The organism is Streptomyces sp. NPDC037203 (assembly GCF_055605065.1).
On sequence record NZ_JBVJUC010000009.1, the window covers coordinates 44,017 to 66,555 of the forward strand.

Below are 22,539 nucleotides of genomic sequence, written 5' to 3' on the forward strand. Positions count from 1 at the left end.
GAAGAGGGAAGAGTGTGAGTGCCTCCGAGGGCTCGATCCGGGGCATGCTGGCCGCCAACCTGAGGCGTGCGAGGACCCGGCGAGGATTGTCGATCTCAGAGCTGTCCCGGCGTTCGAAGATCGGCAAGGCGACGCTGTCGCAGTTGGAGTCCGGCACGGGCAACCCCACCATCGAGACGGTGTTCAGCCTGTCGCGCGTGCTGGAGGTGCCGATCTCCGACCTGCTGGACGCCCGGCCCTCCGACGGACTGGTCCTCGCGCGTGCCGAGGAGGTGGAGGTGTTGCGGGGCGAGGCGGTCGATCTGCGCTCACTGCGCCGGATCGAATCGGGTGACGCCGTCTTCGAGGTCTACGACCAGCGGGTACGGGGCGGTGGCCGGCAGGATTCCCTCGGGCACGTCGGGACCGAGCACACCATCGTGCAGGCCGGCAGGCTCGGCGTGCGGGTGGACGGACGCGAGGTGGAGCTGGGTCCGGGCGACTACGTGGGATTCGACGCGGCGCTGCCCCACAGCTACACGGCGCTCGGCGGCGAGGTGCGCTCGGTGCTGCTGCTGCAATACCGGCCCGATCAGCGGCTGCACCTGTCCGCCCCCGCGCTCGACGCCCCCTGTCCGGGGCCGGTGACGGGGACGAGCGCGGGGCCGCGCCGACAGGAAGTCCGGCCCGATGTGACCGTTGACACGCGGGGCAAGACCTCATAGCCTCCCGAGCGTTCGATATAGCGAACACTGGGGGTTCCGTGAACGGAACGCGGGTAGCGGTGCTGGGCGCCGGGATCGTGGGCGCCGCCTGCGCCCGCGAGCTGGCCCTGGCCGGCATCCAGGTGACCGTCGTCGATCGCGGCGACCCCGGCCAGGCCACCACCGCGCACGGCGAGGGCAACGTGCTGGTCTCCGACAAGGGGCCCGGCCCGGAGCTGGAACTCGCCCGGCTGTCCCGGAGGCTGTGGCCGCAGGTGCTCGCCGCCATCGCCGAGCGGTCCGCCCACGCGGCACGCGCGGTGGAGTGGGAGCCCAAGGGAGGCGTCGTCGTCGCGACCACGGATGCCGGGGCCGTCGAGCTGTCCCGGTTCGCCGACGCCCAGCGCGCCGCGGGGGTGCGCGCGGAGGTGCTCGACGCCGACGCGCTCGCCGCGGCCGAGCCGTCGATCACCCGCGACCACACCGCGGCACTGCATTACCCCGACGATGCCCAGGTCCAGCCCGCCGCGGCCGCCGCGGCCCTGCTCGCGGACGCGTTGCGGAGCGGCGCGGAACTGCGGACGGGATGCGAGGTGGTCGGTGCCGTCACGCACGCGGGGCGGCTCACCGGCGTGCGTACTTCGGCCGGCCTCGTCGAGGCGGACATGTTCGTCGACGCCGCCGGACCGTGGGCCGGCGAGCTGGCCGCCCGCCTCGGTGCTCCCGTGGACGTCCGTCCCCGCCGCGGCGATGTGCTGGTGACGACACCGCTGCCGCCGACGGTCTTCCACAAGGTCTACGACGCCGACTACGTGGGCGCGGTCGGCAGCAGTGCCGGGGAACTGCAGACGTCGGCGGTGGTCGAGTCCACCCGTGGCGGCAGCGTCCTCATCGGGTCCTCACGCCGGCGGGTCGGCTTCGACGACAGGCTACGCCCCGACATCCTGACCGCCATCGCCGCCAAGGCGTTGCGGCTGTTCCCCGGTCTGGCCGGCGTCCCGGTGATGCGCGCGTACGGGGGGTTCCGGCCCTATGTACCCGACCACCTGCCGATCATCGGCGCCGACCCGCGCCTGACCGGGCTTTGGCACGCCGGGGGCCACGAGGGCGCTGGAATCGGCCTGTCGGTGGGCACTGCCCGGCTGATACGGAATCTGATGCTGGATCTGCCGACGGAGATCGACGTGACCGCGTTCCGGGTGGACCGCCCGGCCGTACTGGGTGCGACAGCGCATCCCGCGAGTGAGGAGACGGCATGAGCCCGAGACGTGTCCGCGCCGAGGCCGACGCGGTCGGGCGGCGGGAGCGGCCGCTGCTGATCACCGTCGACGGCGAGGCCGTCGCGGGCATCGCCGGGCAGAGCATCGCCGGGGTGATGCTCGCGGCCGGCCGTCTCGGCTGGCGCCGCGGCGTCTCCGGCGCCGTCCGGGGAGTGTTCTGCGGAATCGGCGTCTGCTTCGACTGCCTGGTGACCGTGGGCGCCGAGCGCGACGTGCGCGCCTGTCGCCGCCGGGCACGCGACGGCGACGTGGTGACCCTTCAGTCCCGCAAGCCCGGCACGCCGGGAACCGGGCGAGAGTCCGCGGCGGAGGAGAGATGACGCCCCCGCACGTGACCGTCGTCGGCGCGGGCCCCGCCGGCCTCGCCGCGGCGGAGGCCGCCCTGATCGCCGGCGCACGGGTGACACTGATCGACGCGGCGGAACAGCCCGGCGGCCAATACCACCGCATGCTGCCGGCCGCCTACGCCGCCGCCCGCCCGGAGCGGCTCCAGCATGGCTGGCGAGCCTTCGACCGGCGCCGCCGGAGGGTGCTGGCGCACCCGCGCTGCACCTGGTGGCCGGAGACCACGGTGTGGGCGCTGGAGCGCCCGGCCCCGCACGAGCCCGGACCACCAGGGGTCCACGTCCTCCGCGGCCCGGCCGATGGCGCTGACCGGCGTCGCCTCAGGCTCGACCCCGACGCACTGGTGCTCGCCGTGGGCGCCCACGACCGGGTGCTCCCGTTCCCCGGCTGGGACCTGCCCGGCGTGTTCACCGGCGGCGCGGCACAGGCGCTGGCCAAGGGCGAACGAGTGGTGGTGGGGGACCGGGTGGTGGTCGCCGGCACCGGACCGTTCCTGCTCCCGGTCGCCGCGTCGCTGCTGGAAGCCGGTTCCCGCGTGCTGGCGGTGTTCGAGGCGAACGCGCCGGCCACCCTGGCGCGAGGCTGGTCGCGGCGCCCCTGGGAGCTGGCCGCGCAGGCCGGGAAAGCCGCCGAGCTGGTGGAGTACTCGGCGGCACTGGTACGGCATCGGGTGCCCTGCCGGACGGGCCGTGCCGTGATCGAGGCGCGGGGCGACGGCCGGGTGGAGGAGGTCGTCACCGCGCGGCTGCGCGGCGACTGGTCGGTGCTGCCGGGCAGTGAACGCACCATCGCGGTCGACGCGGTGTGCGTCACCCACGGTTTCAGTCCGCAGTTGGAGCTTCCGGTGGCGGCCGGCTGCGCGCTGCGGGGCTCGCCGGCCGGCGAGTTCGTGGACGTCGACGACGACCAGTGCACCAGCTGTCCGGGGGTGTACGCCTGCGGGGAGATCACCGGCATCGCGGGCGCCCCGGCCGCACGGGCGGAGGGTGCGCTCGCCGGGTGGGTGGCCGGGGGCGGCGATCCGGCGGCTCCCGCCCTGCGCCGCCTGCGCCGAAGCCGGGACCAGGGCAGGGCCTTCGCCGAGCGGCTGGCCCGAGCGCACCCCATCGGCGCGGCGTGGCCGCAGTGGCTGCGGCCGGAGACGGTCGTCTGCCGCTGCGAGGAGACCGACTACGCGTCGCTCTGCCGGGCCGTCACCCATGTGGCCAGTTCTGCCGCGAGAGTCGCCAAACTGGAGACACGCGCCGGTCTCGGCCCGTGCCAGGCCCGCATGTGCGGCCCCACGGTCGCCGAACTCAGCGCACGGCTGCGCGGCGAGTCCCTCGACCGGCCGGTCGAGGGACTGCCGACGGCTCGCCCGCACCACCGGCCGATCGCCCAGCCCATCCGGCTCGGCGAACTGGCCGGTGGCCCGGACCAGACCCCGAACGAAACGGCCTGACTCAGGAGTTCCGCGCGTCGGCACCGGCCGCCCGCCGGGTCCTTCCCGGCGAGAGACGTGGACGTCGGAAGAGGCGGCCGGGCCCCCGAGAGGTCGGGGGCCGGGCCGTGGTCACAGGAGGAAGCCGCCGGGGAAGGGGTCGTCCGGGTCGAGGAAGTACTGGGCGGTGCCCGTGATCCAGGCGCGCCCGGTGATGCGGGGAACCACGGCGGGCATTCCGCCGACCTCGGTCTCCGCGACGAGACGGCCGGTGAACTCGGTACCGATGAAGGACTCGTTGACGAAGTCGCGGTGCAGCGGCAGTGCCCCGCGGGCGTGCAGCTGGGCCATGCGTGCCGACGTACCGGTGCCGCACGGCGAGCGGTCGAACCAGCCCGGTTCGATGGCCATGGCGTGCCGGGAGCGGTGGGCGTCGGAGCCGGGGGCGGCGAGGTAGACGTGCTTGACCCCGGCGATCTCGGGCTGCTCCGGGTGGACGGGACGGTCCGGTGACGCGTTGATCGCGTCCATGATGGCCAGCCCGGCCGCGAGCAGGTCGTCCTTCCGCGAGCGGTCGAACGGCAGCCCCAGTGCGTCCAGTTCGACGAAGGCGTAGAAGTTCCCGCCGAAGGCGAGGTCGTACGTCACCGTCCCGTACCCCGGTACGTCCGCCTTGCGGTCGAGGCCGGCACAGTAGGCGGGGACGTTGGTGAGCGTGGCCGACCTCGCCGCGCCGTCCTCGACGTGGACGTCCACGGTGACGAGGCCGGCCGGGGTGTCGAGGCGGACGGTCGTGGTGGCGGAGACGGGGACCATACCGGTCTCCACGAGGACGGTGGCCACTCCGATGGTGCCGTGTCCGCACATCGGCAGCACCCCGGAGACCTCGATGTACAGCACTCCGTAGTCCGCGTCGGGGCGCGTCGGTGGCTGGAGGATCGCACCGCTCATGGAGGCGTGACCGCGGGGCTCGTACATCAGGAGCGTGCGCAGGTGGTCCATGTGCTCGATGAAGTGCAGCCTGCGCTCCGCCATGGTGGCTCCGGGGATCACCCCGACACCACCGGTGATCACGCGGGTGGGCATGCCCTCGGTGTGCGAGTCGACGGCGTGGAAGACGTGACGGGTACGCAATGGACGTCCCTTCCTTTGAAGCCGTTCCGGTCAGCGGAGGCCGCGGGCGACGGCCTTCTCGGTCGCCGTGCGGACCGAGTCCTCCGCGGCGGCGGGCAGCGGCATACGCGGTGGGCGAGTGGGGCCGCCGCGGCGCCCGACGACGTCCATGGACACCTTGATGGCCTGCACGAACTCGGTCTTGGAGTCCCAGCGCAGCAGCGGGTGCAGGGACTTGTACAGCGGGAGCGCGGTGTCGGGGCGGGCGACGGCGGCGTGGTACAACTCGGCGCAGGCGGCGGGGAAGGCGTTCGGGTAACCGGCGATCCAGCCGACCGCGCCCGCCAGGACGAGTTCGACCAGGACGTCGTCCGCGCCGACCAGCACGTCGAGTTCCGGCGCGACTTCGGCGATCTCATAGGCCCTGCGCACATCGCCGCTGAATTCCTTCACCGCCACGATGCTGCCTTCGCCGTGGAGTCGGGCGAGAAGCGCGGGGGTGAGATCGACCTTGGTGTCGATGGGGTTGTTGTACCCCACGATGGGCAGCCCGGCCCGCGCGACGTCCGCGTAGTGGGCGCGCACCGCCCGCTCGTCGGCGCGGTAGGCGTTCGGCGGGAGCAACAGGACGCTCCCGCAGCCTTGTTCGGCGGCCTCCTCGGCCAAGCGGCGTGACTCCGTGCTGCCGTAGGCGGCGACGCCCGGCATCACGCGCGCGCCGTCCCCAGCGGCTTCGACGGCGGTGCGGACCACACGGGCGCGCTCGTCGCCGGTGAGGGTCTGGTACTCGCCGAGGGAGCCGTTGGGCACGACCCCGTCGCAGCCGTTGTCGAGGAGCCAGCGGACGTGTTCGGCGTAGGCGTCGTAGTCGATGGCGAGGTCGTCGCGCAGCGGCAGTGCGGTGGCGACCATGATGCCGCGCCATGGGCGCTCGGCGTTCCAAGCGGTGTCGGGGTTGGGCGCAGTGGTGGCGGTCATGAGGGCACCCTTCTGTAGTGTGTGACATTTTACTGAGCGGTGCGCGGCGCCCACAAGGCTGCCGCGACCGTCAGTTGGGGGATGCCTCTCCGGGCCCGGCGTGCGAACAGCAAGGTGGTCGTCGGCCGGCAGAAGGCGGGCGACGGACAGGGCGAGCAGACGCCTTGGGAACAACGTGACATTGTATAGTGACGTCCGCGTACGTCTGGAGGATCGGTCATGGGCCATTTGTCGTCCCGCAGCGTCATCCCCGTCCGGGAGAACCTGCGCGACCAGGTGGCCAACGCGCTGCGTGCCGCGCTCATCGCGGGCGAGCTGCGGCCCGGCGTCGTCTACTCCGCGCCCACCCTGGCCGCCGAACTCGGCGTCTCGGCCACCCCGGTGCGCGAGGCCATGCTCGACCTGACCAGGGAGGGCCTGGTCGAGGCGGTGCGCAACAAGGGCTTCCGGGTCACCGAGGTGAGCGAGCGCGAGCTCGACGAGTACACCGAGATCCGGGAGATGATCGAGGTCCCCACGATCGGACGCGTCACGGACCTCGCCGGCGCCGAGCAGTTGGAGGCGCTGCGCCCGCTCGCCGAGGAGATCGTCCAGGGCGCCCGGCGACACGACCTGATCGCCTACCTGGAGGCCGACCGCCGCTTCCACCTCGGCCTGCTCGCCCTCGCCGGCAACACGCACCTGGTCCAGGTGGTGAGCGACCTCCGCAAGCGCTCGCGGCTGTACGGGCTGACCGCTCTGGATGCCGGCGGCCGCCTGGTCGAATCGGCCGAGGAGCACCTCGAACTGCTCGATCTGATGCTCGCCGGCGACACCTCGGGCGCAGAGGCATGCATGCGGCGACACCTTGGCAAAGTCCGGTCCCTGTGGGCTGCTTCCGCCCAGGAGGCGCCGACCGCCGGGCTCGACCGCGGCGCGAGCTGACGCTCCGCGCCGGGGCGCGGCGCTCAGGGCCCTGGCGACGCGACGGCACCGACCGGGGTGTGAGCCGCACTTCCATCCTCCGGCGGGCCCGAGCCTTGCCGACACCGCGGGGCGCGCGCTTTTCGACACCCCGCGGACGGGTAGCCGACCATGGCCAGGCCCCGGCGACACACGGGTGACGCTCCCCTCGCCCTCCCGGCCCTGGTCGGACGTCACGAGAGTCCGGCGAATCCGGGACGTGGTGCGGGGGAACCTGGAGTGGAACAGACCAGGGAGGTGGCTGTGGCCGGTGAAGAAGGCTTGGGCTTGGACGACGTGTTGAAAGCGGCTGAGGACGCCGCCCCGGTGGAGTCGGTGGACGTGGTGGCCCGGAATCTGGAGAAGCGGCTCTCGGCGACAGAGGTTTCGTTCCTGTTCGTCGACATCCTCGGACAGGAAGCCGTTCGGCTGCCCAGGGCCGGCCGGGTGGGGGAGGCGTGCGCACAGGTGGAGACGGTCGAGCTGGCCGGCAGCGTCTACGAACGGGTGCTCCGTACGCAGCGTCTGCACCAGGAGGACGACGGGGAGGGCGGCCGGCGCTTGGTGACGCCGGTGACGAACCGCGGTGACTGCATCGGGGTGCTGGATCTGGTGGTGCCGTACGCGGACGACTCGGTCCTCGACGCGGTGGTGCAGGCAGCGCACGCGCTGGCGTACATCGTGGTGACCGACCGCCGTTTCACCGACCTCTACCACTGCGGCAGACGCACCACCACCATGAGTCTCGCGGCGGAGATCCAGCACCAGTTGCTGCCGACGGCACCCTGTTGCGAGGCGGCCCAGTTCACGCTGGCGTGCGGCCTGGCGCCCGCCGACGACGTCGGCGGTGACAGCTACGACTACGCCCTCGACCAGAACGTCCTGCATGTGTCGGTCACGGACGCGATGGGACACGACACCGCCTCGGCGCTGCTGGCCACGCTCACCGTCAACGCCCTGCGCGGGGCCCGCCGTGCCGGCCGCGGCCTGCTCGACCAGGCGTACGCCGCCCACCAGGCGATCACCGAGAACGCGCGCGGCATGACCACCGGCCAGTTGCTGCGCATCCAGCTGGAGACGGGCGCCTGCGACCTGGTCAACGCCGGCCACCCCCGGCCGCTGTTGCTGCGCGGAGACCGCGTGGAAGAACTGGTCCTCAAGGCGAACCTCCCGTTCGGGGCGCTCGCGCCGGTGACCTACGAGGTACAGCGGCTCCACCTGGACAGGGGAGACCGGCTGGTACTGCTCACCGACGGCATGCAGGAGCGTGGCGCCGCCGAGGTCGACCTGCCCTCCCTCGTCCTCGACACCCGCGACGCACACCCCCGCGAGGTGGTCCGCACCCTCACCACGGCGGTGCAGGAAGCCTGCGGCGACCATCTCCCGGACGATGCCACCGCCCTGGTGCTGGACTGGCACGGCAGCTGTTCGGGGCAGCGCCGCACCCACGGTGGCGCCAACACCTGACGACCGGGTAGGCGCCGACCGCTCGGGGCTGTGGGTCGCGCACGGCGGCAGGTGAGCCGCCGGCGGTCCCGCTGCCCGGCCCGCTCCCGGCGATCGGCTGGAGTAACCCGATGCCGACCGGGCATCCGCTCGGTCGGGCTCGTCAGAGGGCCCGTGGCATCGGCTCTCCGTCCCGCTGGGGGAATGCGACGTGATACTCGACGGTGTACCGGCACCTGCCGTCCGCGCGACCAGAGGTGACGCGGCGGCGCGAAAGCAGCGCCTGCGCCGCCGCCTTGAGCGACTGATCGGCGTAGCCGCCACCGAAGGCAACGACCTCGTGCCGCTGCGCAACGGTGATGAGATCTTCCCCGCCATGCTCGGTGCGATCCGCGAGGCTCGGCACACCATCGACATGATGACCTTCGTGTACTGGCGGGGGCAGATCGCGCACGACTTCGCCGCCGCTCTGGCGGACCGGGCCCGCGCTGGAGTGCGGGTGCGGCTGCTGCTCGACGGGTTCGGCGCGAAGAGGATCGAGCGGAGGCTGCTGGACCTCATGAGCGCCGCGGGCGTACAGGTGGCGTGGTTTCGCAAGCCCGTGTTGCTGTCACCGTTCAAGCAGAACCACCGCTGTCACCGAAAGGCCCTCGTCATCGACGAGCAGACCGCCTTCACCGGTGGCGTCGGCATCGCGCAGGAGTGGTGCGGCAACGCCCGCAACGCCGACGAGTGGCGCGACACCCATGTCCAGGTGCGCGGTCCGGCCGTCGACGGCATCGCGGCGGCGTTCGCGCAGAACTGGGCGGAGTGCCACGACGAACTCTTCGACGACCGTGACCGCTTCACGGAGCACCCGCAGGCCGGCTCGGCGGTGGTGCAGGTCGTCCGGGGCTCCGCGAGCATCGGCTGGCAGGACATGCAGACCCTCATCCGCGTCATGCTCACGTCCGCCGAGGAACGCTTCCGGCTGGCCACCGCCTACTTCGCGCCCGACACCTACTTCATCGATCTGCTGTGCGAGACCGCCCGCCGGGGTGTGCGGGTCGAGATCCTGCTGCCCGGCCCGCACACCGACCAGCGTGCCTGTCAGCTCGCCGGCCAGCACCATTACACGCGCCTGCTGCGGGCCGGTGTGCACATCCGCCAGTACCAACCGACCATGATGCACGCCAAGATCATCACCGTGGACTCGGTCGCCTGCCTCATCGGCTCCACCAACTTCAACCGCCGCTCCATGGACCACGACGAAGAGGTCATGCTCGCCGTCCTGGACGAGGAGTTCACCGCGTCGCTCGACCGTGACTACGAGGCGGACCTGGAGCGCAGCACGGAGATCGATCTCCATCGATGGAGACGCAGGGCAGCGCTGCAACGCGTCAAGGAAGCCGCGATCACCCCGGTCCGACGCTTTCTGTGAGCCGGCCAGGGTCCTCTGCGCAGCCGAGACACGCGCCTGCCCGTGGATCGACACGACCGGCCGCCGCCGGCCCGAAGCGCCGCGGCGATCTTTGTGCATTCGGCCGGAAAGTCCCCTGCCGTCCGATACCTCAAGCTGCTGAACTGACCCGGCTCGTCCGTCACGCGTCCAGACGAAGAGGAAGGGCCATCATGTCGCTGTCAGCAGCTGACCTCGCCAAGCTCGGAGACGCGCCGATCAGGATTCAGTCGACGCACTATCCGAATGTGTACCTGCGTATGGACGGATCCGGGGTGACCACGTCCACCGACAACGGGCAGGGGCTGGTCAACTGCCAGTACGGCTCCGGGCCTTGGACGTCGTTCGTGGCCCGGCCGCAGGCCGACGGAACGTACGCCTTCGAGTCGGCGGCCTTCCCGAACGTGTTCCTGCGCATGGACGGCAACGGGGTCCCCTCCACCATGGCTGGTGGGGGAACGGTCAACTGCCAGTTCGGGGCCGGTCCCTGGGAGAAGTACAACCTTCGCCAGCAGCCCGACGGCTCGTTCTCCTTCGAGTCGGCGGCCTTCCCGAACATCTACCTGCGCATGGTGACCGGCAGCGGGGTGACCACCGCCACCGGCCCCGGAGGAACGGTGAACTGCCAGATCAACGCCAATGGGGGCGCGGACGAGAAGTTCGTGCTCGACCGCGCCCGACGGCACGGGCCGCACCCGGTGCGCCATGCCTGGCGTTCAGCCGGGGAAACGCCCCGTGGAACGCAGTTCCCAGCGCCGCTCGGCGTAAGCCAGATCGTCGCGCCACAGCCGCCCCGCTGCGGCGCGCATCAGGGGACGCAGCAGCGGTGCGAACCGGCGAACGGCTGCGAACCCCGGACGGTCAGACGCCGCGACCACCGCCTCGGTGACAGCCGTGCGGGGCCGGCCGGTTTCGTCCGGGCCCAGCGGGGTGGCATGGGTCTCCACGACGGAACCGGCGCCCTCCCCCCGTGTGATGGTCATGACGACGGTGCGCGGGTCGGGCGCCGTGAAGACGGCGCGGACCGGCACGACCAGCCGGCCCGCCGCCCTGAAGGACACGTCGACGGTCAGGGCGTCCGGGCCGTCGTGTGAGCCGAGCTGCTCACCGGGTGCGTCCACCACGGTCAGGTCGACGAACGAGTAGGGGTGGAACCACGCCCCGTGCCACGGGTCGAGCCGGTTGGCCACCACGTCTTCGGGCTCGCAGACTCCCGTCCCCGCGTAGACGGCCGTCACGGCGCGCGCGGGGACGGGCCGGCGTGGGACGACCGGTGCGTCCCGCGGCTCCTCGCCGCCCACCGCGTCCAGGCGCGTCCACACCAGCACCCCGTCGTCGTACACCGGCAGCGGAGTCCAGCCCGCGTACGGGCCGCCGTCGAGGACCAGCCCGTGCCAGTGGCACACCAGCTTGCCGCAGCGCACCGGGCTGTCCCGGAGCGGTGCACCGAGGTGCGGGCAGATCCCAGGACCGCCCAGGGGGCGCCCGTCGGGCCCTCGCCACACCACGACCTCGTGCCCTGCCACGTTCATGGCGAGCTTGCCGTCCCCGCGCAGGGCTCGGGAGGCGCCGACGACGTACCAGTTCCCGGATGGCCGGGCCTGCGCCCGCTTCAGCGCCGCGGCGATCACCGCGGGCCGCGCCTCGCGCCAGGTGGATCGCTGGCGTTCCCAGGGCACGGCGTCGCGGCGCAGCGACAGCGGCAGACGACGGCGGTTCACGCGATCTCCTCGGCGGAGCGGACGGCCGTCGTCGGCGCGAGCGCCGCCGCGGACAGGGAGCGGGTACCGCCGGTCGGCCGGCGCACGAGGCCGTTGCGGGCACGCAGCCGGGCCGCCACCACGCGGGCCAGCCCGTCCGCGGACACCACTGCCCTGCGCCGCCGTCCGACCACCGACCGCCGGTGCAGCACGGTGTAGCCGTCGCGGGCGACGGCGTCGAGGATGCCGCCGTACAGGGCGGCGGCGGTACGGACGCAGGGCCGCGCCACCGGGTCGAGAAGCTGGATTCCGGGGGCCGCCGACCGGTACACGCCACGGGTCAGCGCCTCGAACTCCCTGAGCGCGGCGGTGATCCGGCGGTCCGGACGCCCCGCCGCGCGGCTCCAGGCCAGCAGTTCCCGGTCGACGCCGTGACCGGCGAGCAGATCGGCGGGCAGGTAGACGCGCCCGCGGTCCAGGTCCTCTCCGACATCCCGCAGGAAGTTGCTGAGCTGGAAGGCGACGCCGAGCGCCGCGGCATACGGCGCGGCTTCCTCCCGCGGTACCACCGTGCCCAGCACCGGCAGCATCTCGAGCCCGATCACCGCCGCGGAGCCGTGCATGTACGCGCGCAGATCGGCGTAGGTGGGGTAGTCCGTCACGACCAGGTCGGAGCGCATCGCGGTCATGAAGTCCCGGAAATGGGCAGGGTCGATGGCGTAGCGGCGGGCGGTGTCGGCGAGCGCGTGCACCACGGGCTCACCGCTGTCGCCCCCTCGCAGCCCCTCCTCCAGTTCCGCCTGGAGCCGCGCCAGTGCCCGCGCCCGTACATCGGATCCGGCCCCGGTGGCGAGGCAGTCGACGATGTCGTCGGCCCAGCGGGCGAAGCCGTACAGGGCGTGCACGGCGGCCCGGCGTTCGATGGGCAGCAGCCGGGTGGCGAGGAAGTACGTCCTGCCGTGCCGGGCGTTGAGGGCACGGCAGTGGCGGTAGGCCGCGCAAAGTTCCGGGTCGCTGATCCCCGCCGCGGCCAGTTCTCGATCGGTCATCCGGTCCTGCCTTCGTTCGTGGGGGCGGCCGGGGCCCTTGGCGGCAGCGGGGGACCCGTGAGGGCCGGGGCGCCCGCAGGACCGCGGTCGGCGGCGGGGGCCGCCGGGGGGCGTACGCGAGTGCTCCGGCGCAGGGGGACGCCCGTGACGCGGGCCGCGGCCAGCTTCCCGGACAGCAGTACGGTGGGCACCCCGACTCCGGGGGTGGTGCCGCAGCCGGCCAGGACCGCGTTCCGCGTGCCGTGCACCAGGTTGCGCGGCCGGAACGGCCCGGTCTGCAGGAAGGTGTGGGCAGTGGAGAAGGGGGTGCCGGCCGCGTGCCCCAGGGCGTGCCAGTCGGCCGGGGTGACCAGGCACTGTGCTTCGATGGCGGCTTCGAGCCCGTCCAGCCCGCGGCGCTCCAACTCCCGCAGCAGCGTGTCCCGGTAGCGCGGGCCCAGCTCGGACCAGGCCGCCGCGTCCGGGCCGATGTCGGTGTTCGGGCAGGGGGCGAGAATGTAGTGCAGGTGGCGGCCCGGTGGCGCGAGGCCGGGGTCCGTGGCGGTGGGCCGGGTGATCAGCAGTGACGGGTCGCTCATCAGCTCGCCGGTACGGGTGAGTTCGTCGAAGGTGGAGTGCCACGCCGCACCGAACGAGATCGTGTGGTGGGCGAGGTGGGGCCAGGTGCGGTCCGTGCCGACGTGCAGCACGACCGCGGAGGGCGAGTGCCGCAGCCCGAGCGGTCTGCGCGGCCGGCGGCCGAGCAGGCGGTAGGCGACGGGTAGGTCCGGCGTGAGGACGACCGCGTCGCACGGGATGCGGCCGGTGTCGGTGACGACGGCGGTGACCCGCTCGCCCGACCGCTCCAGCCGGGTCACCCGCTGCCCGAAGCACAGCTCTGCGCCCGCTCCGGCGGCCGCCTCCGCCATCGCCCGTGGCAGCGCGTGCATGCCGCCGCGGGGGAAGTACACGCCTGCGACGGTGTCCATGTAGGCGATGACCGCGTAGGCGGCCAACGCTCGCGCGGGCGGTACACCCGCGTACAGGGCCTGGAAGGAGAACACCCGGCGCAGCCGTTCGTCGCCCAGGAAGCGGCCGATCCGGGCGTCCAGCCGGCCGAAGCCGCCCAGCGCCGCCAGCCGGGCGAGGTCGGCGTTGAGCAGACTCAGGGGCGAGTCGAAGTTGGCGTCGATGAAGCGGCGCATCTGGGCCCGGTACAGGCGCTGGAGCCAGTCGCGGAGCCGGAGGTAGCCCGCCGCCTCGGCCGCTCCGGCGAAGCGTTCCACCTCGGCGGCCATCGCGTCCGCGCCCGTGTGCACGTCGAGGGTGCTGCCGTCCGCGAAGCAGGCCCGGTAGGCGGGGTGCAGGGGGAGGAGCTCGACCCGTTCGCGCAGGCTGTCGCCGACTGCGGCGAACGCCTCCTCGGCCAGCTCGGGCATGGTCAGCACGGTCGGCCCGGTGTCGACGCGGTAACCGGCCAGGTCCAGGTGCCCGGCTCGCCCTCCCGGCAGTTCCTCGCGCTCGACGACGGTGACCCGCCGCCCCGCGCCCAGCAGGTGCAGCGCCGCCGACAGCCCGGCCAGTCCGGCGCCGACGACGACCACGTGGTCCGTGGGACCGGGCAGGGTGCGGGTCACCGGCCGCTCCCCGTCCCGCTGCGGACGGCGTGCGCGTACGGGCGGTGCGCGGGCCGTCGGCGCCCGGCGTCCCCGTCCGGCCGTGCCCCGGCCGTCGCGAGCAACAGCGCGCGCAGCGGCCCGGCGCCCTCCGCGTCCAGCCCCGCACGGTCCAGGTGCCGCAGCCCCCGTGCGGTGAGCCGGTCGATCCTGTTCTCCACGGCGTCGCGCGCCCCCGTCTCGACGAGCACGTCCCGCACCTGCTCAAGGCCGCGTTCGGTGAGTGCCGCGTCGCCGAGCCACCGCTCCAGGACGGCCAGCGCGGCCCCGTCGTCGGCGGCCTCGGCCCGCGCGCGGGCGATCGCGAGAAGATGGGTGGGCTTGCCCTCGCGGATGTCGCCACCGCACGCCTTGCCGGTCTGACGCGGATCGCCGAAGACGTCGTCCACGTCGTCCCGCAGCTGGAACGCCATGCCGACACAGCGGCCGGCGTCACCCAGTCGGCCCGCGGTCACGTCGTCGGCGCCCGCGGCGGCCGCCCCCAGGGCGAGGGGCCGCCCCACCGAGTACAGGGCGCTTTTCAGGCAGGCGGCGCGCCGGACACGGGGCAGCGACCACGCCGCGGTGATCTGGCCTCGCACATCCAGGTACTGGCCCGCGACCATCTCCGTGCGCATGTCGCTCCACAACCGGCGTACCACCACCGCCGTCCAGGGCGGCAGCGGCGTCTCCGCGAGCAGGTCGTCGGCCCAGGCCAGTGCGAGATCCCCGGCGAGGACCGCCGCCGACTGCCCGAACCGCTCGGCCCGTTCGTCCGCCACCCGTCCGGCGTACCTCTCGGCCAGGTCCACGTGCAGCGCGGGGCCGCCACGCCGCAGGGAGGCCCGGTCCATCACATCGTCGTGGACGAGCGCGCACGTCTGGAGCAGTTCGAGGGCGCCCGCGATGCGCAGGGCGGCCGCCGCGGCCACCGGGTCGCGGCCGGCGCATGCCCGCATGGCCCACCACACCAGCTGGGCGCGGGTGCGTTTGCCGCCCGTGAGAGTGAAGCGCGCCACCCGTTCGGCCAGTTCCCCGGCGAAGCGGGAATCGGCCGACCGGGCACGGCGCAGGCGCTCCGCCAGCACTTCGCCGAGTAGGCGGCCGACAGCGCCGGGCACATCGGCGTCGGCCTCGCGCACCTCGGCGGAGCCGGCGAAGAACGACGCCCTCGCCGCGCGGTGTGCCTGAGTGGGACGCATCCAGCTTCCCTCCGTCGTGTTGCCGTCTCTCGGTCCCGTCATCCGACCGCCCCGGTGCGTCCGGCGCGGTCGGCTGCGCGAACACCCCACCTGATCGCGGGAACACCGGTATCCGCCCTCCACCACCGTGCCCTGACTCGCGCTCAGTCGCTCGCCGCCGCGGGCGCCCTGCACCTGCCGGAGTACACAATCCGGAAGAACGCTCACGCATTCGGCCGTGCGACCGCTGTGTTCCCCACCGCCGGTCGCGGTCGCCGTCACCATGGGTCCCAGTCGTCGCGAGTCGCCCCCGGGACGGACCGTGAGAGCCGGAGAAGGGAGACACCGTGCCGGAGACGGACGTGGCTGTCGTGGGGGCGGGCGCCGCCGGGCTGTCGCTGGCCCACCGGCTCGCCGGGAGCGTCCCCGGCCTGCGCACCCTGTCCGTCGTACTGGTGGACGCCCCGCCCGGCCCGCTGCGGCCGCCTCCGCGGACCTGGTGCTATTGGACGGCCGCCCCCGGCCGGTTCGACGCCGCGGTACGGGCCGAGTGGCGGCGGCTCAGAGTGCGCCCGCGCACCGGTGCCCCGGTCGAGGGGGACATCGCCCCGTTGCGGTACCGCATGATCCGCTCCGACGACTTCGAGCGCCTCGTCTGCCGGGACCTGGCTCGCAGCCCCAACGTGCGGCGACTCGAAGCCACCGTCGAGACGGTGGAGGACGTGCGCGGTGGCGCCCACGTCCATCTGAGGGACCCCGGTGGACGCGAGCACGTGCTGAGTGCCCGCTGGGTGTTCGACTCCCGCCCGCCGGGCAGTCTGCCGGCCGCCCGCACCACCCTGCTCCAGCACTTCCACGGCTGGTTCGTGCGTACCGCCCGGCCCGTCTTCGACCCGTCCGCGGTCGAGCTGATGGACTTCCGCACCCCGCAACCGGAGCACGGCCTGTCCTTCGGCTACGTCCTGCCGACCGGTCCGTGCGAAGCGCTGGTGGAGTACACCGAGTTCTCCCGGCGCCCCCTCACCGCAGGCCGCTACGAGGCCGCCGTACGACACTACGCCGACGAGGTCCTGCGGCTCGGCGAACGGCTCGTCCTGGCCACCGAGACCGGCCTCATCCCGATGACCGACGCGCCGATCCCCCGGCGGACCGGAGCCCGCGTCTTCCGCATCGGTGCCGCCGGCGGGGCCACCCGGCCCGCCACCGGCTACACCTTCGCCGGGCTGCAACGCCAGACCAGGTCCGTCGCCGAGGCACTGCGCCGCGGCCGCTGCCCGATGCCCCCCGCGGCTCACCCGGCGCGCTCCCGGATCATGGACGCCGTCCTGCTGCGCGCCCTGGACAGCGGCCGGGCCGACGGACCGGAACTGTTCAGCCGCCTGTTCGCCCGCGTCCCCCTGACACGACTGCTGCGCTTCCTCGACGGGGAGACCCGCCTGCACGAGGACCTGGCCATCGGTATGCGCGCCCCCGTGGGCCCGATGCTGCGTTCCGCCCTGGAGCTGCCCCGCCTGCCCCGCCGCCCCTTCGACCCGCCCGGACCACGGTGAGCGACCCCCTGCCGCCCCCCCGCTGTCCGCGCCGGATCCGTACTCCCCGCCTCCCCCGACGGAGAAATCCATGACGCTGCTGCGCGACGAAGACCTCGCCGCCGCCTTCGACCACGCCTCCCGCAGCTACGACACCCTCGTGGCCGCCAACCCCGGCTACCACGCCCACCTGCGCCGCTCGGTGCGCCGGCTCGGGCTGCCCGGACCGGGACGGGGGTTGCGCCTGCTGGACCTCGGCTGCGGCACCGGGGCGTCCACCGCGGCGCTGCGGTCCGTCCTTCCCGCCGCCGACATCACGGCCGTCGACGCCTCGGCCGGCATGCTCGGGCGGGCCGCGGCCAAGCCGTGGGCGGACGGGGTGACCTTCGTCCACGCGTCGGCCGAACGCCTGGCCGAAGCCGGGGTGAGCGGCCCCTTCGACGCGGTGTTCGCGGGCTATGTCCTGCGCAACGTCGCCGACGCCGACGCCGTACTCGCCGTGGTGCGTGACCTGTTGCGTCCTGGCGGCCGGCTCGGCGTGCACGAGTACGCGCTCAGCGGGCGGCACGTCGACCGTGCGGTGTGGACGCTGGTGTGCCGGGGTGTCGTGCAGCCCGTGGCGACCTTGCTGGGGGACGGGCGGCTCTACCGGCATCTGTGGCGCAGTGTCGTGGAGTTCGACACCGCCGGGCGCTTCGCGCACAGGCTCGAGGCGGCCGGATTCGACCACGTGCGGGTACTGCCGCTGCCGGGCTGGCAGACGGGCGTCGCCCACACCTTCGTCGCACGGCGGCCGCACGGACAGGGGGAGGACGGATGAGGACCTCGCGCCAGGGCGCCGCACGCCGGGGCCGCGACCGGCAGGCCCGGATGCGGCCGGCTCCGCCCGGTGTCCTCCGGATCGGGGAAGACCCGCCGTCGGTGGCGGTCGTCGGCGCGGGCATCGCCGGTCTGGCCGCCGCCACCGTGCTCGCCGAGCGCGGGGTGGCCGTCACCGTGTACGAGAGGCGGCCCTACCTGGGCGGGCGGGTCGGTGGATGGCCGACCCGGCTGCGCGACGGCTCGCCAGCGATCATGAGCCGCGGCTTCCACGCGTTCTTCCGCCAGTACTACAACCTGCGCGGGTTGCTGCGCCGGACGGACCCCGCACTGGAGCGGCTCACCCCCCTCGCGGACTATCCGCTGCTCCACGCCGGCGGACTGAGCGACAGCTTCCGGCACGTCCCGCGCACCCCGCCGCTCAGCGCGGTGGGCTTCGTGGCGCTCAGCCCCTCCTTCCGGCTCGGCGACCTGCGCGCCATGAACCCGCTGGCGGCCCTGCCCCTGCTCGACGTGCGCGTGCCCGAGGTGTACGACCGGTTGGACGGCACCAGTGCCCATGACCTCCTGGACGCCGTGCGCTTCCCGGACAGCGCCCGGCACCTGGCCTTCGAGGTGTTCTCCCGCAGCTTCTTCGCCGACCCGCGGGAACTGTCGGCGGCCGAGATGGCACTCATGTTCCACATCTACTTCCTGGGTTCCGCCGAAGGGCTGCTGTTCGACGTCCCGCGTGCCTCCTTCCCCTCCGCCCTGTGGCAGCCGCTCACCGACTACCTGGCCCGGCACCGCGCCGAGGTCCGCACCGACACATCCGTCCAGCACATCGCACCCGTGGCGGACGGCGGCCTCGCGGTGGTCTGCGAGCGGGACGAGCGCCGCTTCGACGGGGTCGTCCTCGCCCTGGACGGCGCGGGACTGCGCTCACTGGTCGAGACGTGCGGTCAGCTGGGGGACGCGCCCTGGCGCGAGCGGATCGGGCGGCTGCGCACGGCCCCGCCCTTCCTGGTCAGCCGACTGTGGCTGGACCGGCCCGTGGCGCCCGACCGGGCCGGGTTCCTCGGCACCAGCGGCTTCGGCACTCTGGACAACATCAGTGTCCTCGAACGCTACGAGGACGAGGCGGCCCGCTGGAGCCGGCGTACCGGAGGATCCGTCGTCGAACTGCACGCCTACGCCCTGCCGCCCGCGGCTGTCCGGGACGTCGAACAGAAACGCCTCCTCGCCCAACTGCACCGCGTCTACCCGGAGACCGGCCCGGCGACCGTCCTCGATGCCCGTCACGAGTGGCACGAAGACTGCCCCATGTTCCCGGTGGGCGGCTACCGCGACCGGCCCACCGTCCGCACACCGCACCCACGCGTGGTCGTGGCCGGCGACCTGGTCCGCACCGGGCTGCCCGTGGCCCTCATGGAACGCGCGGCCACGAGCGGCTTCCTCGCGGCCAACGCTCTGCTGGAGCAGTGGGGCGTGCGGGGCCAGACGCTGTGGACGGTGCCGGACCGGGGGCGGAACGCGCTCCTCAGAGCGCTGGCCGCGTGCGGGCGGACCCCGGCCGCCCGCGGAGGGCGGGCCTGAAGGGCACCGGCGACTTACTGCCGGAAGGGCACCCGCGACTGACCGGAGGTTCCGCAAGGAGCGCTGCGGGCCGCGGACGCAGGCGTTCCGCGTCCCGGCCTCCTGAGCGCGCGTGCCCCGTCCGGCTCGGTGCCGGGCGGAGGCGGCGTACTGTCGGCGGCCACGTCGTCCCCGCTCCTCCCGACAACGGGGCGGGTCGGCGGCCCTCCGGTGCACCGAGTGGCGCGGGTGCCCGGTCTGCGGCCCGGCCGCGCCGCTCCGGGAAGGGGGAGCCCCACGTTCCCCTTCCGCATGGCCCACCCCCTCCCGATGGCGGCAGGCCGCCCGGCCCCGGTGGGCGACCTGACCCCTTGTCAGTGAGCGCACCCCATCCTTACTTTTGTGCAGCGAGTCCCCGGCCAGGCGGGTCCACCGACCCGTGTCGGCCGTTGCCTGCCCTTCAGCGCACGACACACCATGGAGGCGCCACATGCCCGTAGCCGTGCCGGATCTTCAGGAAACCGACGCGATCCGCGATGCGGGTCCGCTGGAGATCGACGACGAGGCGATCGTGTTCGAGGACGACGACCGGGGTGACCGCGAGCCCACGGCGTGTCTCTCCGACCCCTGGGTGACCGCCACCACCCGCTTCTCCTGTGACCTGAACTCGTAGCGGTGGCCGTCTCCGTCGCCGGCCGCAGCGAGTGGTCCGACGAAACGTGGTCGTACCTGAACGATCCACGGATGCCGGCGATGGAGCACGGCTGGAAACTGCACGTCTCGACGCGCCCCGGCGACCTCGACACCGTGACCGGGCTCGTCCTGGCGGTCCTGTCCCGGCATGTCTGCCACGCGAAGTTCGCCCGCGACCCGGAGGTCCTGCGCCGTCTCAACTCCGGGGTGGTGAGCGCCGGAGCCGTCGGCAAGGCCATCACCGTCTACCCCCCGGCCGGTGCGGTGGCCGACCTCGCTCGGGAGCTCGTCGCCGTACTGCGCGACCGGGAGGGCCCGCAGGTCCCGAGCGACCGGCGGGTGGATCCGCGGGCCCCGGTCTACTACCGCTACGGCCCCTTCACGGGCGACTACCGGACCGGCCGCAGCGGGCGGCTCGAATCCGTCATGACCGGCCCGGACGGCCGGATGTTCGACGGCCTGGCCGTCGGCCGCTACCGGTGCCCGCCCTGGGCCGAGGACCCCTTCGCGAGCGGTCACCGGCCCGGCGGCAAGCCGCCCGAGCCCCGCTTCGGCGGCGGACGCTACACGGTCACCGCAGGCATCACGCGCGCACCGCAGGGCAACGTCTACCGCGCGCTCGACCGCACTCTGGGCCGGCCGGTGGTGGTCAAACAGGCGAGGGCCTTCGTGGGCGAGGACGAAACCGGCATGGACGCCCGGCGCCGGCTGCGCAACGAGCGCGCGGTCCTCACCGTCCTCGACGGCGTGGCGGGCGTGCCCCGCGCACTGGACTACTTCGCTCACCGGGCGGACGAGTACCTGGTCATGAGCAGTTGCGGCGACCGGGACCTGCGCCGGGAGGTCCTGCGCAACGGCCCCTACCGGGACGACGGCACCCGGCCGGAGCGCGCCCTTTCCGCCCTCGCCTCGCGGCTTCTTCGCGTCCTGGACGCGATCCACGACCGGGACGTGGTCGTACGCGACCTCAAACCCGACAACGTCGTGCTCGACGGCTCCGGGCGCTGTCACGTGATCGACTTCGGAATCAGCGAGCGGGACGGTGCCGGTCCGGGAGGGGCGACCCCCGGATACAGCGAGCCGGTTCTGCACGCGACCGGCCCCGCCGCCCCCGCCGACGACCTCTACGCCCTCGGCGCGACCCTCTACTTCGCCGCCACCGGCATGGACCCGGTGATCGTCGACAGCGACCACGCGGTCAACCGGGACCGGACGCTGGCCTGCCTGGCATGGGCACTGCCCGGCCGCGCCCACCAGGAGATCCGGTCGTCGATCTCCGGTCTCCTGAGCTTCGACCCGGCCGTACGGACCGCCGCCGCCGACAGCCTGCGCACCGGCAGCCCGGCCGGGGCCACGCGCCGGCCCGCCCGGCCCCGGATCGATGACGACCTGCTGGACGAGATCATCGAGCACACGACCGCCTTCTGCGTGGGCGAGGCGCACGGGATCGTGGACCCGGTACGGGCCGCCGGGCTGCACGTTCCCACCTCGATCGACGTCTACGGCGGCAGTTCGGGACTCGGACTGGAACTCCTCCACCACGCCCACCGGCCCGGCGTGCGTCCGGCCGTCACCGCGCTGGCGCGCTGGACGGCGGAACAGTCCAGGAACCTCCCGCCCGGCTTCTACACGGGGCGCACGGGCGTCGAACTCTTCCTCGCGCGGGCACAGCCGGCAGCGGTGACGGGGACGGGGACGGACGACGAGGTGCGGACCGGGCCCGAGGCCCTGCCGGACCGCGCACCGGACGGCGGACCGCCGGAGGCGGACCTGATCGCGGGCGCCGCCGGGACCGGCCTCGGCCGGCTGCTGCTGGCCCGCCACGCCCTGGGCACCGGCCACCCGCAAGCCGCACACCGGCACCTCGCCGTCGCCGCCGACTGCGACCGGATGCTGGCCTCGGGCAGCGCCCGGCTGACTCCGGGCAGTTCGGACACGGCCGGCAGTGCCGCGCTCCGCGAGGGCATCGCCCACGGCGAGGCGGGTGTCGCCTGCTTCCTCCTCGAATACGGCGGAGTGACCGGGGACCCGGACGCGATCAGCCGCTCGGCGCGGGCCACCGCACGTCTGGCCGCCTTGACGCCGGACATCATCGCGGCGGCCACCGGACCGGGAGCGACTCGTCGCTACGCTTCGTGGTGCCGGGGCCTGGCCGGCATCGGGACCGTCCTCGTCCGGGCCGCGGAACGCCTCGGCGAGACCGGCTACCTCGCGCTCGCGCAGCGGGCCGCGCGCGCCTGCGCCGCACTGGCACCGGGGATGCCGCTGGTCACGCAGTGCTGCGGGCTGGCCGGAGTGGGCGAGCTGATGGTGGACATCGCGGAGGCGTCCGGGTCCGAGGAGTTCCGGGAGCAGGCCGAGACCACCGCGCTGCTCATCCTGAGCCGCAGCGGCGGCACCTGGTCCCGGCCCGTGTTCCCGGACACCGGGCTCGCCCGGTCGAGTGCCACCTGGGCCGGCGGCTCCGCGGGCGTCCTGGCCTTCTTCAGACGACTGCGCGACCAGGGCGGACCCCGGCTGGGGCGCGTCACCTGACCGCAGCCACCGGCGTGCGCCGCCCCTGGCGCCGGTGGGGGAGTGGGGGATCGTCCAGCGGATGCCGCGGCGTGGAACGGGGCTTACCGGGCGTTTCGCTGGGTAGGTGTACGTTGCATCGGCCCCGTGGGCCCAGCAGGGGAACCCTGCGCCTCCTGCCTGCGGGGCTGTTGCCTTGCCCCGCCGGGGAATTACGGACG

18 protein-coding genes are annotated in these 22,539 nt (G+C 73.6%); 12 read left to right on the forward strand and 6 right to left on the reverse strand.

Annotation, left to right across the window (positions count from 1 at the left end):
* Positions 1 to 86: 86 nt before the first annotated feature.
* From ACZ7EC_RS23530 to ACZ7EC_RS23545, 4 genes are read left to right on the forward strand one after another with little or no spacing between them, the layout of a single operon-like run.
* Complete coding sequence (locus tag ACZ7EC_RS23530; protein WP_471065381.1) at positions 87 to 704, forward strand: helix-turn-helix domain-containing protein; 618 nt, start codon at positions 87 to 89, stop codon at positions 702 to 704.
* Between the two features lie 38 nt (positions 705 to 742).
* Positions 743 to 1,942, forward strand: a complete 1,200-nt coding sequence (locus ACZ7EC_RS23535) for an NAD(P)/FAD-dependent oxidoreductase (protein ID WP_471065382.1) — start codon at positions 743 to 745, stop codon at positions 1,940 to 1,942.
* Complete coding sequence (locus ACZ7EC_RS23540) at positions 1,939 to 2,283, forward strand: (2Fe-2S)-binding protein (protein ID WP_471065384.1); 345 nt, start codon at positions 1,939 to 1,941, stop codon at positions 2,281 to 2,283. The genes ACZ7EC_RS23535 and ACZ7EC_RS23540 overlap by 4 nt, the downstream gene beginning before the upstream one ends.
* A complete protein-coding gene (locus tag ACZ7EC_RS23545; RefSeq protein ID WP_471065386.1) occupies positions 2,280 to 3,749 on the forward strand; it encodes an FAD-dependent oxidoreductase in 1,470 nt (489 codons plus the stop codon). Before ACZ7EC_RS23540 ends, ACZ7EC_RS23545 begins: the two co-directional genes overlap by 4 nt.
* 111 nt (positions 3,750 to 3,860) lie before the next feature.
* On the opposite strand, the gene ACZ7EC_RS23550 is transcribed toward ACZ7EC_RS23545, so the two are convergent.
* The gene (locus ACZ7EC_RS23550; protein WP_471065388.1) at positions 3,861 to 4,862 is read right to left on the reverse strand and encodes a proline racemase family protein; all 1,002 of its coding nucleotides are present in this window, start codon (positions 4,860 to 4,862) and stop codon (positions 3,861 to 3,863) included.
* 30 nt (positions 4,863 to 4,892) lie between these two features.
* On the reverse strand, positions 4,893 to 5,819 hold the full coding sequence (locus ACZ7EC_RS23555; RefSeq protein WP_471065390.1) for a dihydrodipicolinate synthase family protein: 927 nt from the start codon (positions 5,817 to 5,819) through the stop codon (positions 4,893 to 4,895).
* 219 nt (positions 5,820 to 6,038) lie between these two features.
* On the opposite strand from ACZ7EC_RS23555, the gene ACZ7EC_RS23560 reads away from it, so the two are divergent.
* The 3 genes from ACZ7EC_RS23560 (at position 6,039) to ACZ7EC_RS23570 (ending at position 9,627) form a co-directional block, all read left to right on the forward strand.
* Positions 6,039 to 6,743, forward strand: coding sequence for a GntR family transcriptional regulator (locus ACZ7EC_RS23560; protein ID WP_471065392.1), 705 nt, complete (start codon positions 6,039 to 6,041; stop codon positions 6,741 to 6,743).
* 300 nt (positions 6,744 to 7,043) lie between these two features.
* Positions 7,044 to 8,228 carry a PP2C family protein-serine/threonine phosphatase gene (locus tag ACZ7EC_RS23565; protein ID WP_471065761.1) on the forward strand — a complete coding sequence of 395 codons (1,185 nt, stop codon included), beginning with the start codon at positions 7,044 to 7,046 and terminating at the stop codon, positions 8,226 to 8,228.
* A gap of 190 nt (positions 8,229 to 8,418) precedes the next feature.
* Positions 8,419 to 9,627, forward strand: a complete 1,209-nt coding sequence (locus ACZ7EC_RS23570) for a phospholipase D-like domain-containing protein (protein WP_471065394.1) — start codon at positions 8,419 to 8,421, stop codon at positions 9,625 to 9,627.
* A 734-nt stretch (positions 9,628 to 10,361) separates the two neighbouring features.
* Here the strand turns inward: ACZ7EC_RS23570 and ACZ7EC_RS23575 are convergent.
* From ACZ7EC_RS23575 to ACZ7EC_RS23590, 4 genes are read right to left on the reverse strand one after another with little or no spacing between them, the layout of a single operon-like run.
* Complete coding sequence (locus ACZ7EC_RS23575; RefSeq protein WP_471065396.1) at positions 10,362 to 11,366, reverse strand: DUF5914 domain-containing protein; 1,005 nt, start codon at positions 11,364 to 11,366, stop codon at positions 10,362 to 10,364.
* Positions 11,363 to 12,394, reverse strand: coding sequence for a phytoene/squalene synthase family protein (locus ACZ7EC_RS23580; protein ID WP_471065398.1), 1,032 nt, complete (start codon positions 12,392 to 12,394; stop codon positions 11,363 to 11,365). Before ACZ7EC_RS23580 ends, ACZ7EC_RS23575 begins: the two co-directional genes overlap by 4 nt.
* Complete coding sequence (crtI, locus tag ACZ7EC_RS23585) at positions 12,391 to 14,010, reverse strand: phytoene desaturase family protein (protein ID WP_471065400.1); 1,620 nt, start codon at positions 14,008 to 14,010, stop codon at positions 12,391 to 12,393. The genes ACZ7EC_RS23580 and crtI overlap by 4 nt, the downstream gene beginning before the upstream one ends.
* On the reverse strand, positions 14,007 to 15,230 hold the full coding sequence (locus ACZ7EC_RS23590) for a polyprenyl synthetase family protein (RefSeq protein WP_471065402.1): 1,224 nt from the start codon (positions 15,228 to 15,230) through the stop codon (positions 14,007 to 14,009). Before ACZ7EC_RS23590 ends, crtI begins: the two co-directional genes overlap by 4 nt.
* A gap of 326 nt (positions 15,231 to 15,556) precedes the next feature.
* On the opposite strand from ACZ7EC_RS23590, the gene ACZ7EC_RS23595 reads away from it, so the two are divergent.
* From ACZ7EC_RS23595 to lanL, 5 genes are all read left to right on the forward strand, one after another.
* Positions 15,557 to 16,759, forward strand: a complete 1,203-nt coding sequence (locus ACZ7EC_RS23595; protein WP_471065404.1) for a lycopene cyclase family protein — start codon at positions 15,557 to 15,559, stop codon at positions 16,757 to 16,759.
* Positions 16,760 to 16,829: 70 nt separating this feature from the next.
* A complete protein-coding gene (locus tag ACZ7EC_RS23600) occupies positions 16,830 to 17,558 on the forward strand; it encodes a class I SAM-dependent methyltransferase (protein ID WP_471065406.1) in 729 nt (242 codons plus the stop codon).
* On the forward strand, positions 17,555 to 19,132 hold the full coding sequence (locus ACZ7EC_RS23605; protein ID WP_471065407.1) for an FAD-dependent oxidoreductase: 1,578 nt from the start codon (positions 17,555 to 17,557) through the stop codon (positions 19,130 to 19,132). The genes ACZ7EC_RS23600 and ACZ7EC_RS23605 overlap by 4 nt, the downstream gene beginning before the upstream one ends.
* A gap of 469 nt (positions 19,133 to 19,601) precedes the next feature.
* Positions 19,602 to 19,784 (forward strand): SflA family class IV lanthipeptide, encoded by a 183-nt coding sequence (locus ACZ7EC_RS23610; RefSeq protein WP_471065409.1) that lies wholly within the window; start codon positions 19,602 to 19,604, stop codon positions 19,782 to 19,784.
* A 2-nt stretch (positions 19,785 to 19,786) separates the two neighbouring features.
* Positions 19,787 to 22,339 carry a class IV lanthionine synthetase LanL gene (lanL, locus tag ACZ7EC_RS23615; RefSeq protein ID WP_471065411.1) on the forward strand — a complete coding sequence of 851 codons (2,553 nt, stop codon included), beginning with the start codon at positions 19,787 to 19,789 and terminating at the stop codon, positions 22,337 to 22,339.
* Positions 22,340 to 22,539 lie beyond the last annotated feature (200 nt).